Below are 14,022 nucleotides of genomic sequence, written 5' to 3'. Positions count from 1 at the left end.
GGGATTGTATGAGACAAAAATCATTAAATGTCCTAGAGTTCGATAAAATTAAAACACTTGTTGAAAAAGAAACAATGAGTGATTTAGGGAGAGAGAAAGTTGTTGAAATGGAACCAGCAACTGATATTCAAACAGTCGAATTTCAAATGAATGAAACAGATGAAATTGCTCAAATATACAATAAACACCGTTTACCTAGTTTGAGTGGATTATCAAAGGTTTCATCATTGATTCATAGGGCTACAATTGGTGGTGTATTAAGTGTTAAAGAACTTAATACAATTAAAAGATTAATTCAAATTCAAAATCAATATAAAACATTTTATAATAATTTATTGGAAGAAGAGGAAGCAGTGAATTATGCTATTCTACATGATAGGATGGAACAATTGCCTGTACTTTCAGAGTTGTATCAACATATTCATCAAAAATGTGATGCTAATGATTTATTCGATAATGCGAGTTATGAACTACAAGGTATCCGGAGTAAAATTTCTGGTACGACGCAACGGATAAAACAAAACTTAGATAAAATCGTAAAACGTCAAGCAAATCAGAAAAAATTGTCAGATGCTATTATAACGGTACGTAATGACCGTAATGTTATTCCTGTAAAAGCAGAATATCGTCAAGATTTTAATGGTATCGTTCATGACCAATCAGCTTCTGGTCAAACACTCTATATTGAACCTTCGTCTATTGTTGAAATGAATAATCAGATTAGTCGTCTGCGCAATGAGGAAGCGGCTGAAAGTGAACGAATTTTAACTGAGTTAACAGGTTATGTAGCCGCTGAAGCAGATGCCTGCTTAATTTCGGAAAATATTATGGGACAAATTGACTTTTTAACTGCTAAAGCGCGCTATGCACGTTCAATCAAAGGCACGAAACCTGAATTTACAAGTGAACGAACTGTTTATTTACCTAAAGCATTTCATCCTTTATTAGATAGAGACACGGTTGTAGCTAATACGATTGAATTTGCCGACGATATTGAAACGGTAATCATCACTGGACCTAACACAGGTGGTAAAACAGTAACGTTAAAAACACTGGGACTTATAATTTTGATGGCACAATCAGGGATGTTGATACCTACCTTAGACGGGAGTAAATTAAGCATTTTTGAAAATGTTTATTGTGATATCGGAGACGAACAATCTATTGAACAATCACTATCAACATTTTCATCACACATGAAAAATATTGTTGAAATTTTACAGCATACAAGCAGAAATAGTTTGATACTTTTTGATGAACTTGGTGCTGGAACAGATCCAAGTGAAGGTGCTGCTTTAGCTATGAGTATCCTAGATTATGTTCATGAAATAGGCTCATTAGTTATGGCGACAACGCATTATCCTGAACTTAAAGCATATAGTTACAACAGATCAGGAGTAATGAATGCTAGTGTAGAGTTTGATGTAAATACATTAAGCCCAACATATAAGTTGCTCATGGGTGTGCCGGGCCGTTCTAATGCTTTCGATATTTCAAAAAAATTAGGCCTTAATATGAAAGTGATTCAAAATGCGAAAGCAATGATTGGACAAGATGAACAAGAAATAAATGAAATGATTGCTTCATTAGAGAAAAATTCTAAACGTGTAGACGAACAGAGAATTGAATTAGATAGCTTACTGAGAGAAGCTCAAGAAACACATGATGAACTTGAAAAAGAATACGATAAATATCGTAATCATGAGAAACAATTAATGAGCGAGGCGAAAGACAAAGCCAATCAGCGTGTGAAAGCCGCTACTAAAGAAGCTGATGAGATTATTAAAGAATTACGTGAACTTAGAGACAAAAAAGGTGCCGATGTAAAAGAACATGAGCTCATCAATAAAAAGAAACAGTTAGATGATCAATATGAAGCCAAATCATTGAAACAAAATGTTGAAAAGAAAAAATGGGATGAAATTAAAGTTGGCGATGAAGTAAAAGTTCTAACATATGGGCAAAAAGGTGAAATATTAGAGTTACTAGATGATAATGAAGCAGTTGTTCAAATGGGCATCATTAAAATGAAATTACCTACCAGCGATTTAGAAAAAACAAAAAAGACAAAAGAAGCACCTTCTAAAATGGTTAAACGTGAAAATCGTCAAAGTATTAAAATGGAACTAGACTTACGTGGCTACCGTTATGATGAAGCAATGGTTGCCGTTGATCAGTATTTAGATCAAGCAGTGTTAAGTAATTACGAACAAGTATATATTATTCACGGTAAAGGAACTGGTGCGTTGCAAAAAGGTGTGCAAAAACATTTAAAACAACATAAAAATGTGTCATCATATAGGAACGGCATGCCAAGTGAAGGTGGATTTGGCGTGACCGTCGCAGAATTGAAATAAATGTGAGCAAGAGGTATGCAGATTTGCTTAAAGTCTGTTATAATTTCTTCATCATTTGAAATTTAAGGAGGATTGGCAGTTATGGCAATCGTAAAAGTAACAGATTCAAACTTTGATGAAAATATTCAATCAGGTGTCAATTTAGTAGATTTTTGGGCAACTTGGTGTGGCCCATGTAAGATGATTGCTCCAGTATTAGAAGAATTAGCTGGTGATTATGATGGAAAAGCTAATATTTTAAAACTTGATGTAGATGAAAATCCATCAACAGCTGCTAAATTTGAAGTAATGAGTATCCCAACTTTAATCTTATTTAAAGATGGCGAGCCTGTCGATAAAGTTGTAGGTTTCCAACCTAAAGAAAACTTAGCAGAAGTTATTGAGAAACATTTATAAAAGTACAACGCAACGACCTGGGGCATCTATGAATGTCTCAGGTTTTTTCTGTGACTTTTTGTTATTCCAACTGAAGTCAAAGTTGTTTGAAGTGTCTTTTTTCAGAGCCACACTTCCATTTTGAGGATGAAAGCATTTTATGAATAACAATTAAAATATCTAGTTGTTAGATTTTTGATATGGAAATGAATACTTTGGTTTAATGCTATTGTATATTCTATAATGTAGGTAAGAGTTGAAAAGTTTTATTTGCAAACAAGCGTTAATCTCTATATAACTGTTATGCAAATTTTTATAATTACTATTTTAACAATGTACTTTTATTAAGAAAGGAGGGGAACTTAAATGGAAAAATACCAAGAAGATATTAAACAAAAATTAACGGTAGTCCCCACTGAACCAGGTTGCTATTTAATGAAAGATCGAAATGATCAAGTCATTTATGTCGGCAAGGCTAAAAAATTAAGAAATAGATTAAGGTCTTATTTTACAGGTGCACATGATGCTAAAACGACACGACTTGTTTCAGAAATTAGAAACTTTGAATATATTGTAACTTCGAGTGAAACAGAATCTTTACTACTCGAACTTAATTTGATTAAACAATATCAACCGAGATATAACATTTTGTTGAAAGACGATAAAAGTTATCCTTTTATCAAAATTACAAAAGAAAAGTATCCTCGTTTAATCGTGACACGCACAGTTAAAAAAGGCACAGGAAAATATTTTGGACCTTATCCTAATGCTTATTCAGCTCAAGAAACAAAAAAGTTATTAGATAGAATTTATCCATTTAGAAAATGTGATAAAATGCCCGACAAATTGTGTTTATATTACCATATTGGTCAGTGTTTAGGACCTTGTGTTTACCCGGTAGATTTAAATAAATATGCGGAAATGACTAAAGAAATCACTGATTTTTTAAATGGTGAAGATAAAACAATACTGAATAACTTAGAACAGAAAATGAACGAAGCGAGTGAATCGTTAGACTTTGAAAGAGCAAAAGAGTATCGAGATTTAATCCAACATATTCACAATTTAACTAAGAAACAAAAAATCACTACTTCAGATAATACTATAAGAGACGTATTTGGCTACAGTGTGTCAAAAGGTTGGATGTGTATTCAAGTGTTTTTCATAAGACAAGGGAATATGATTAAACGAGATGCTACTATGATTCCGCTGCAGCAAACAGAAGAAGAAGAATTTTATACTTTTATAGGTCAGTTTTATGATTTAAATCAACATATTCTCCCTAAAGAAGTGCATATTCCTAAAAATTTAAACAAAGATATTATCCAATCGGTTGTAGATACAAAAATAGTTCAGCCGATTAAGGGCAAGAAAAAAGAAATGATTGATTTAGCAAATCATAATGCTGAAGTTACTTTAGAGAATAAATTTGAACTCATTGCTAAAGATGAATCACGTACCGTGAAGGCGATTGAAGAATTAGGTGACCGCATGGGAATTCAGACACCTATTCGTATAGAAGCTTTTGATAATTCAAACATCCAAGGTGGACACCCAGTTTCAGCCATGGTGTCGTTTATTGATGGTAAACCAAATAAAAAAGGATACCGCAAATATAAAATCAAAACGGTAGATGGCCCAGATGATTATAAATCTATGAGAGAAGTTGTGCGTAGACGTTATACTCGTGTTTTAAATGAAGGTACTCCATTACCAGATTTAATCATCGTTGATGGTGGTAAAGGTCATATGAGCGGGGTTATCGATGTGCTTGAAAACGAATTAGGTTTGGATATACCAGTCGCTGGGTTGCGTAAAAATGATAAACACCAAACTTCAGAGATTTTATACGGTGAAAGTGCAGAGATTGTACCTTTGAAAAAAAATAGCCAAGCATTTTATTTACTTCAAAGAATACAAGACGAAGTTCATAGATTTGCAATTACATTTCATAGACAAACTCGCCAAAAAACTGGCTTGCAATCAGTATTAGATACCGTCGATGGTATTGGTTCTAAACGAAAAACTAAATTATTACGAACTTTTGGTTCCATAAAGAAAATGAAAGAGGCAAGCATTGAGGATTTAAAATCTTCTGGTTTACCTCAAAAAGTTGCTGAGAATCTTCATCACGCACTATATAACAAATAGATAAAAAAGAATATGGCATGAGAATCATTCTCATGCCCAAAATTTTATGAATTAGTGTTACAATAGCAAATAACAGGAATTCTTTTTTTAAAAGTATATGGAAGCGTTTACTAATTGAGAAAAGTTATCACTTAAATCTATATAATAAAACAATTGTCAAATTCAACTAGGGGTATTACTTCATTGTTTTATACATACATGTTGAAGTTTATATTGCTATAAATATAAAGCGATTGCATAACATGTTGTTGTTTAGTTTTAGTTGATAAGTATCATCACATTTATACTTTAAAAAAAGATACCAAAAAATTAATTGTTTCACAGGGGGGACTTCCTTTTGGCATATTCGAAAAATCAATTCTATTTAAGACGCTTACATTCTTTGTTAGGCGTAATACCGATAGGTGGATTCTTATTAGTGCATCTACTTGTTAACCATCAAGCTACAAAAGGCGTTGAAGCGTTTAACAAGGCTGCTGGATTTATGGAATCTTTACCATTCTTGATTGCATTGGAGTTTATCGTGATTTATATTCCAATTCTTTATCATGCGGTATATGGTGTACATATTGCCTTTACGGCAAAAGAAAACGTAGGACATTATTCTCAATTTAGAAATTGGATGTTCTTATTACAACGTTTGACTGGTATTATAACGTTTATTTTCATCGGAATACATTTGTGGCAAACACGTATTCAGCGTGCATTAGGTGAAGAAGTTAACTTCGATATGGTACATGATATTGTATCTAATCCAATTTGGTTAATTTTCTATATCATCTGTTTACTTGCTGTAACATTCCACTTTGCAAATGGCTTATGGTCATTTTTAGTTACATGGGGTGTTTTACAATCTAAAAGATCACAACAAATCTTTACATGGGTATCACTTGTTGTATTTATCGTAGTTTCATATATCGGAATAAGTGCTATCCTTGCTTTCGTATAATTTAAAAATGTTTCAGATATATTTAGGGGAGTGACTATTTATGGCAGAGAAGAAAATTATTGTTGTCGGTGGAGGACTTGCCGGTCTGATGTCAACAATTAAAGCAGCAGAACAAGGCGCACATGTTGACTTGTTCTCATTAGTGCCTGTTAAACGTTCACACTCTGTATGTGCACAAGGTGGCATAAACGGAGCAGTGAATACAAAAGGTGAGGGTGACTCACCTGCTGTTCACTTTGATGATACAGTTTACGGTGGAGATTTCTTAGCGAATCAACCACCAGTAAAAGCAATGGCAGAGGAAGCGCCAAACATTATACATTTACTTGACCGTATGGGTGTAATGTTCAATAGAACAAATGAAGGTTTGCTAGATTTCCGTCGCTTCGGTGGTACCATGTATCATAGAACGGCATATGCTGGAGCAACAACAGGTCAACAATTAATGTATGCCTTAGATGAACAAGTACGTAGCTATGAAGTGGATGGTTTAGTTACAAAATATGAAGGATGGGAATTCTTGGGTATTGTCAAAGATGATGACAATATGGCTAGGGGTATTGTGGCTCAAGACATGACATCTTCTGAAATAAAATCATTCGGTTCAGATGCAGTTATTATGGCTACTGGTGGTCCGGGTATCATATTTGGTAAAACAACTAACTCAATGATTAATACTGGTTCTGCTGCGTCAATCGTCTATCAACAAGGTGCGATTTATGCAAATGGTGAGTTTATTCAAATTCATCCAACAGCAATTCCTGGCGATGACAAACTACGATTGATGAGTGAATCAGCTCGTGGTGAAGGTGGCCGAATTTGGACATATAAAGATGGTAAACCATGGTACTTCTTAGAAGAAAAATATCCAGATTATGGTAACTTAGTACCTCGTGATATAGCTACACGTGAAATTTTTGATGTATGTGTGAATCAAAAATTAGGTATTAATGGTGAAAACATGGTCTACCTTGACCTTTCACATAAAGATCCGCATGAGTTGGATGTAAAATTGGGCGGAATCATTGAAATTTATGAAAAATTCACTGGTGACGATCCAAGAAAAGTACCGATGAAAATCTTCCCAGCGGTGCACTATTCAATGGGTGGACTTTATGTAGATTATGATCAAATGACAAATATCAAAGGTTTATTTGCAGCTGGTGAATGTGATTTCTCACAACATGGTGGTAACCGTTTAGGTGCTAATTCATTGTTATCTGCCATATACGGTGGAACAGTTGCAGGACCAAATGCGATTGAATATGTCGCTAATATTGAAAAATCATATACTGATTTAGATGATAGTATTTATGAAAAACGTGTTAAAGAAGAACAAGATAAATTCGATAATTTATTGAAAATGAACGGTACAGAAAATGCGTATAAACTTCATAGAGAACTTGGTGAAGTCATGACAGCAAACGTTACTGTTGTACGTGATAATAAAGCATTATTGGAAACAGACAAGAAAATCGTAGAATTGATGGAACGTTACCAAAATATTGATATTGAAGATACTCAAACTTGGAGTAACCAAGCGGTATTCTTTACGCGTCAGTTATGGAATATGTTAGTATTAGCACGTGTAATTACAATCGGTGCATATAACCGAAATGAGTCTCGTGGGGCACATTATAAACCTGAATTCCCTGAAAGAAACGACGAAGAATGGTTAAAAACGACTTTAGCATCATATCAAGGAAAAACAGAAGCGCCTAAATTTACATACGAGCCAGTAGATGTAAGTTTAATCCCACCTCGTAAACGTGACTATTCAAGTAGTTCTAAAGGAGGTAAATAAAATGGCAGATACTAAAGAAGTAAATGAAACTCAAGCGCAAGACGAACAACAAAGCCAACAACAAAATCAAAATACAATTAAGCTCATCATTAAACGACAAGATGATGCAGAGTCTAATCCTTATGAAGAAGAATTTGAAATTCCTTACAAAGAGAATTTAAATGTTATTGCTTGTTTAATGGAAATTAGACGTAATCCAGTCAATAGTAAAGGTGAGAAAACAACACCTGTTATTTGGGATATGAACTGTTTAGAAGAGGTTTGTGGTGCTTGTTCTATGGTTATCAATGGTAAAGCAAGACAATCTTGTACAGCAATTGTTGATCAATTGGAACAACCAATAAAGTTAGAACCAATGAGTACATTCCCAGTTATTCGTGACTTACAAGTTGATCGTAGTAGAATGTTTGATAATTTGAAACGTATGAAAGCATGGGTACCGATTGACGGTACGTATGACCTTGGACCAGGTCCTCGTATGCCAGAGAAAAAACGTCAAACTGCATATGAATTATCTAAATGTATGACGTGTGGTGTATGTTTAGAAGTTTGTCCAAACGTTACAAGAAACAACGATTTTGTTGGTGCGCAAGCTATTTCACAAGTTAGATTGTTTAACTTACACCCAACAGGTTCAATGACTAAAGATGAACGTTTAAATGCATTGATGGGTGCAGGTGGGTTACAAGAGTGTGGTAACTCACAAAACTGTGTTAACGCATGTCCGAAAGGCATTCCTTTAACGACATCAATTGCTGCATTAAACCGTGAAACTTCTTTCCATATGTTTAAATCATTCTTTGGTTCAGACCACCAAGTAAACTAATATATAATGAAAATGCCAACAAAGTTTAAACTTTGTTGGCATTTTTTTATGAAATATTTTATAGATACAAATTTAATACAGTGATTAAGCTTTAAAAAAGTATATATACTATAATAAAAATATTAAGTTATTAGTGTATTAAAATATTAATATATAGATAATCTGATTATATAAAAATTTTCCATTAGTAATATTGTGAATTTTGTTAAATAGCGAAGCACTGATGTGACTCTATGAATCAATGATGCTAACCTATTGATAAGTATAACATTTGAATTGTCTGCTATTTTGTATTTTAGGTCTTGGAAAATGATTTTGAAAACGCAGCTATGCTACAATAAAAGACAAGTAAATATATAAGGATGAACAAGATATGGAGAAACCAATTGGAGTTATTGACTCTGGCGTTGGAGGTTTAACAGTTGCTAAAGAAATCATGCGCCAATTACCAAATGAAACCATTTATTATTTAGGAGATATAAAACGCTGTCCATATGGACCAAGAGAAGCTTCTGAGGTAAGACAATTTACTACAGAATTAGCTGAAAAACTCATGACGTTTGATATCAAGATGTTAGTGATTGCATGTAATACTGCAACGGCAGTGGCATTAAAACATTTACAAAACTTATTGGCAATACCTGTTATTGGCGTTATTGAACCAGGTGCTAGAACAGCGATTATGACAACAAAAAATCAGAATGTTTTAATATTAGGTACAGAAGGTACGATTAAATCAGAGGCATATCGACATCACATTAAACAAATAAATCCAAATGTAGAAGTATCTGGTGTGGCATGCCCAGGCTTTGTGCCTCTCGTAGAACAAATGAGATACAAGGATCCAACGATTACGAGTATCGTTATACATCAAACGTTAAAACAGTGGAGAAATAGCAAAGCAGATACAGTTATTTTAGGATGTACACATTATCCTTTACTTTATCAGCCGATTAATGATTATTTTCACGGAGAAAAAGTAGTTATTTCATCTGGACTAGAAACAGCCAGAGAAGTGAGTGCATTATTAACATTCAGTAATGAACACGCAGGTTATAAGAAACAGCCCGCACATAAATTTTTTGCGACAGGAGAAACAGAACATATCGAACGTATTATTGAAGAATGGTTAAATATGAAAGCAACAGTTGAAAAAATAGAAGTTTAAAGTGAGGCGTAAAAAATGGAAGATATTGTTATTGCATCAAATAATAAAGGGAAAATAAATGATTTTAGAGTTATTTTCCCTGATCATAATGTTATAGGCATTTCAGAACTCATCGAAGATTTTGACGTTGAGGAAACAGGTGACACGTTTGAAGAAAATGCAAGACTAAAATCTGAAGCAGCTGCAGAAGCATTAAATAAGCGTGTTATTGCTGATGATAGTGGATTGGAAGTTTTTGCTTTAAATGGAGAGCCAGGTATATATTCAGCGCGTTATGCTGGTGAAACAAAAGATGATAATGCAAATATTGAAAAACTCCTAACTCAGTTAGGTGATGAAACAGACCGTAGTGCACAATTTGTTTGTGTTATTAGCATGAGCGCACCGGGTGAAGATACAGTACAATTTAAAGGAACTGTACAAGGAGAAATCACACTAAATAAAATTGGTGAACATGGCTTTGGATATGATCCTATCTTTTTTGTAGAAGACAAAAATAAAACAATGGCTCAGCTAACTGCAGAAGAAAAAGGACAAATTAGTCATAGAGGTAAAGCAATAGAACAGCTACAAGAATATCTAGAAGGTGATCAATAATGTCGAAATGGATTATAGTTAGTGACAATCATACTGAACAAGGTGTGCTATTTGATATTATAAATCAGCATAAGGATATAGATGCTGCCATTCATTTAGGTGACTCTGAATTCGCTTATGATGATAGTGAACTCAGTTACTTTTATAGAGTAAAAGGGAATACTGATTTTTATCCTGAGTTTCCAAATGAGCAAACAATCGATATAAATGGTATTAAGGCATTTTTAACTCACGGTCATTTATATCAAGTGAATCGTACAAGAATGCCTTTAGCGGAACAAGCAAAAGCAGCAGACTGTAAATTTGCTTTTTATGGTCATACACATGTTGCTAAACATGAAACAATAAATGGTGTGCATGTCATAAATCCAGGTAGTATTTCACAGTCGAGAAGTAATATTGAAGAAACATATGTTGAATTGCTTATTGATGATACGAGATTAGAAGCAACTTTAAATTTCCGTAATCGAAATCATGAAATCATCAGTAGTGAAAATTTTGTAATCTAAATAGGTGGGGTGAATCTACGTCTAGAAATGATTGAATCGTAGGTTCATCTTCGTATTACTGTAAAGCGTTGAATGTAAGAAACATTTTACATTTCAGTGTTGTAAAAATAGTGCTCACGTTAATGGATTGTACTATTTAAAGAATTTAAATAAATTAGCAATATTATGATAAAAAGTTTACAATAGTGAAAAATCATATTTATTTTTAAGGGATAGAGTATTGCTTTATCAGTGTAAATTAGATATAATTATTCTTGTGTTCAAAAGATAATGTCCTGGTAGCTCAGCTGGATAGAGCAATGGCCTTCTAAGCCATCGGTCGGGGGTTCGAATCCCTCCCAGGACGCTAATAACGTAAAATACAAAATAAATTATGTGTTTACTGACTAGATCGCTAATATATTAGCGGTCTTTTTTTGTTTTTTTACATGCGCAGTGAACAACATATACTGTTAATTTATGGCTTAATAAAGTTAAACTGCTAATTGCAAAATAGGGTTACTTATGAAATTTGTTATTGAATCAAGTAAATTATACTCAAAATATATGAAAGTTTTGTCAGAAAGTAATGCTTTAGCTAGTAAATTTAAACGCGGCTTTGATCATATAGTTATGGCATAACAATTATTATTATATATTGTTGTAATCATTTAAATTTATTAGTTGCTTAAATTGTATATAGACGATTAAGACAATAAATATGTTTTAGGCTAATGCTAAGTGGTATTGAATATATAACTATAAGGTAATATAATTTAATGATTATTTGCGTTTGCGCTACTTCAATTTGAAGTGGCGCTTTTTTGATGTTTGTATCGAATCAATAAATGCATGTATAAACTGTCAGATAAAAATATTGAGAAATACCACAACAAATATAATCATCGTTAAAGCATTTGTTAATTTTATTTATATATAAATTTTATAAATAAATTCTATTTTGTAAATTGTATGACATGGAATTGCGTAAAATACAGTTGGGCATTCAAAACTGTAAACCAATGTATTTTTTGCTACAGTTTTTACTACTATTTAACGAAGTATGAAATAAAACACAAATTTATATGCAAATGTCTTATAGTTATAGATAACAAACGATACTTAATTAAATAACAAATTAACAGTATCGTTTAAAACATAAAAAGCAGTCATAAGCATTTATCTTATAATAAGGAGTGTTTATAATGGAAGGTTTATTTAATGCAATCAAAGATACAGTACAAGCTGGCATAGCAGGAGACGGTGCTAAATTAGGTACAAGTATCGTAAGTATCGTAGAAAACGGAGTAGGTTTAGCAAGTAAATTATTTGGATTCTAATATAAATATATAAATAATAAAGGAGAAATAAATTATGACTAAATTAGCAGAAGCAATTGCAAACACAGTAGAAGCAGCAAAATCAGGTAACGGTTCAGAATTAGGTACAAGTATTGTAGATATCGTTTCAAGTGGTGCAGGTTTACTAGGAAAACTTTTCGGATTTTAAAAAATAGCAGATTATTTATTCTAAATAATATAATGAGGAGTGTTTATAATGGAAGGTTTATTTAATGCAATTAAAGATACAGTACAAGCTGGCATAGCAGGAGACGGTGCTAAATTAGGCACTAGTATTGTAGATATCGTAGAAAATGGTGTAGGTTTAGCAAGTAAATTATTCGGATTTTAATTTGAATTTCTATGACGGACTGGCCAAGGTAATAACCTTGGCCTTTTTTGTTTGCTAATATTTGAAATATGGTATGATGAAATAAAATTCGACTATGTTTATACATTAACGATGACATAATTAATTGACTTTATTAAGTGAATTCATTAAGGGGTTAGAAAATACTATGAATAAAAGATGTTTGCTTATCGATTTTGACGATACAATTGTAGATTTTCATGATGCTGAAGCATATGCATTTCATCAACTTACAAAAAAATATAATTTAGAGACAGATCAAAATGATTTAAATCAATTTATAACTGTAAATCAAGCACATTGGGAAGCGTTTCAACAAAATCAATTAACAAAAACTGAAGTGTTAAGTAAAAGGTTTGAAGTGTATTTTGATTTACATCAAATCAATGTGAATGGGCAAGAAGCGGATGTAATCTTTCGGGATGAACTCGCAAATGCCCCAATAAAGTATTTTATGAATACGGTGGAAACATTGGGTATGCTCAAAAACACTCACGATCTATATATTGTTACCAATGGAGTTTTGGAAACACAACAAAGACGTATAGCAAAAACAGAAATGGGAGATTGGTTTAAAGGTGTGTTTGTATCTGAACAAACTGGATATCAAAAACCTATGCCAGAATTTTTTGATTTTGTTTTTAATAAAATCGGTCATGACAAAAGAGCTCATGCAATGATTGTTGGCGATTCAATAACATCAGATATTTTAGGTGGAAAAAATGCGGCAATAAAAACATGTTGGTTTAATCCAAGAAATAAAATAAATGATACAGAAATTAATCCAGATTATACTATCGAATCGCTTGATCAATTGTTAGATATAGCAAAATAAAAGAAGCGTGAATTATAATCAGAAAAATTGATTGTAATTCACGCTTCATATTATGTTAATGATAATTTAAGAAATGAAAAAGTTTACTTTATAAAAAACATATACTATATATTAAAAATGCGTGTATCATTATTTAGTGGTAGTGGACAGGAAAATCATGGTGTCCAAATAAGTATATCGTGACCGTCTTTATTTTGTTGTTCGATATCTTTAAAGCCATGTTTAATGAAGAAATTTTTTGATTGATTACGAGCAATGACTTTAATAGGTTGACCTTGTTCCTTAGCAAAATCTAGCAGTGCTTCGCCGTAACCACGACCTTGGAAATCACGTAAAACTTCTAATTTCCATAAAATATTATAATCATCAAAATCTGAGAAGTATACTTCTTCAACTTCTCCTTTACGGTATAAAGCCATACGAGCACCTAACCTATCACCGACATATATGCCATAAAATGGTGAGTCCGAACTAGCGTCTATCATTTCACCGCGTAATTCATCTACTAAATATAAATCTTCATTTCCGAAGTTCCTAAAATCTTCAAATAATTCATCTGTTTTGTAATTAATATCTAGTCGTTTAACATTACTCACTTTAGCTTCCCCCTTTGCTTTATTACTAACTATTATACCTTATTTTATTGGATATTTCACAAAAATGAATGCTTAAAACATTTTATGTAAAATCAATATTAATTTGTGCTTTGTTTTAATATATTTAAAGGTACTGATCGTATGTATAAGCATTGGATTACAATGT

General features: G+C 32.6%; 14 protein-coding genes and 1 tRNA gene. 14 read left to right on the top strand and 1 reads right to left on the bottom strand.

What is annotated here, in order from left to right:
- The first annotated feature begins 8 nt into the window (after nt 1-8).
- The 14 genes from AB1J10_RS08075 (at nt 9) to AB1J10_RS08010 (ending at nt 13,260) form a co-directional block, all read left to right on the top strand.
- Nucleotides 9-2,357: an endonuclease MutS2 gene (locus AB1J10_RS08075; protein WP_070037977.1), complete on the top strand. Its 2,349-nt coding sequence runs from the start codon at nt 9-11 to the stop codon at nt 2,355-2,357.
- A gap of 81 nt (nt 2,358-2,438) precedes the next feature.
- Complete coding sequence (trxA, locus tag AB1J10_RS08070; RefSeq protein WP_019469293.1) at nt 2,439-2,753, top strand: thioredoxin; 315 nt, start codon at nt 2,439-2,441, stop codon at nt 2,751-2,753.
- A gap of 345 nt (nt 2,754-3,098) precedes the next feature.
- Nucleotides 3,099-4,883 (top strand): excinuclease ABC subunit UvrC, encoded by a 1,785-nt coding sequence (gene uvrC, locus AB1J10_RS08065; RefSeq protein WP_070037975.1) that lies wholly within the window; start codon nt 3,099-3,101, stop codon nt 4,881-4,883.
- Nucleotides 4,884-5,220: 337 nt separating this feature from the next.
- On the top strand, nt 5,221-5,832 hold the full coding sequence (sdhC, locus tag AB1J10_RS08060) for a succinate dehydrogenase, cytochrome b556 subunit (RefSeq protein ID WP_046207834.1): 612 nt from the start codon (nt 5,221-5,223) through the stop codon (nt 5,830-5,832).
- A gap of 40 nt (nt 5,833-5,872) precedes the next feature.
- A complete protein-coding gene (sdhA, locus tag AB1J10_RS08055) occupies nt 5,873-7,636 on the top strand; it encodes a succinate dehydrogenase flavoprotein subunit (RefSeq protein WP_046207833.1) in 1,764 nt (587 codons plus the stop codon).
- Between the two features lies 1 nt (nt 7,637).
- Nucleotides 7,638-8,462, top strand: coding sequence for a succinate dehydrogenase iron-sulfur subunit (gene sdhB / locus AB1J10_RS08050; RefSeq protein ID WP_046207832.1), 825 nt, complete (start codon nt 7,638-7,640; stop codon nt 8,460-8,462).
- Nucleotides 8,463-8,835: 373 nt separating this feature from the next.
- Nucleotides 8,836-9,630 carry a glutamate racemase gene (racE, locus tag AB1J10_RS08045; RefSeq protein ID WP_046207831.1) on the top strand — a complete coding sequence of 265 codons (795 nt, stop codon included), beginning with the start codon at nt 8,836-8,838 and terminating at the stop codon, nt 9,628-9,630.
- Between the two features lie 15 nt (nt 9,631-9,645).
- The gene (locus AB1J10_RS08040; protein WP_070037973.1) at nt 9,646-10,227 is read left to right on the top strand and encodes an XTP/dITP diphosphatase; all 582 of its coding nucleotides are present in this window, start codon (nt 9,646-9,648) and stop codon (nt 10,225-10,227) included.
- Entirely contained in the window at nt 10,227-10,736 is a 510-nt protein-coding gene (locus tag AB1J10_RS08035; RefSeq protein ID WP_070037971.1) for a YfcE family phosphodiesterase, read from the top strand. The genes AB1J10_RS08040 and AB1J10_RS08035 overlap by 1 nt, the downstream gene beginning before the upstream one ends.
- 272 nt (nt 10,737-11,008) lie before the next feature.
- Nucleotides 11,009-11,082 (top strand) — tRNA-Arg (locus AB1J10_RS08030).
- An 838-nt stretch (nt 11,083-11,920) separates the two neighbouring features.
- Nucleotides 11,921-12,055 (top strand): beta-class phenol-soluble modulin, encoded by a 135-nt coding sequence (locus tag AB1J10_RS08025; protein WP_019469301.1) that lies wholly within the window; start codon nt 11,921-11,923, stop codon nt 12,053-12,055.
- A 34-nt stretch (nt 12,056-12,089) separates the two neighbouring features.
- Nucleotides 12,090-12,224, top strand: coding sequence for a beta-class phenol-soluble modulin (locus AB1J10_RS08020; RefSeq protein WP_046208718.1), 135 nt, complete (start codon nt 12,090-12,092; stop codon nt 12,222-12,224).
- Nucleotides 12,225-12,272: 48 nt separating this feature from the next.
- On the top strand, nt 12,273-12,407 hold the full coding sequence (locus AB1J10_RS08015) for a beta-class phenol-soluble modulin (RefSeq protein ID WP_019469303.1): 135 nt from the start codon (nt 12,273-12,275) through the stop codon (nt 12,405-12,407).
- 166 nt (nt 12,408-12,573) lie between these two features.
- Complete coding sequence (locus AB1J10_RS08010) at nt 12,574-13,260, top strand: YjjG family noncanonical pyrimidine nucleotidase (protein ID WP_070037968.1); 687 nt, start codon at nt 12,574-12,576, stop codon at nt 13,258-13,260.
- Nucleotides 13,261-13,415: 155 nt separating this feature from the next.
- Here the strand turns inward: AB1J10_RS08010 and AB1J10_RS08005 are convergent, their stop codons facing one another.
- Entirely contained in the window at nt 13,416-13,856 is a 441-nt protein-coding gene (locus AB1J10_RS08005; protein WP_046208716.1) for an N-acetyltransferase, read from the bottom strand.
- Nucleotides 13,857-14,022 lie beyond the last annotated feature (166 nt).

This window comes from Staphylococcus cohnii species complex 1663, assembly GCF_041008415.1.
GTDB lineage: Bacteria > Bacillota > Bacilli > Staphylococcales > Staphylococcaceae > Staphylococcus > Staphylococcus ureilyticus.
The sequence above is the reverse complement of the archived record's forward strand: the minus strand, read 5'-3'. Positions and strand labels throughout refer to the sequence as shown.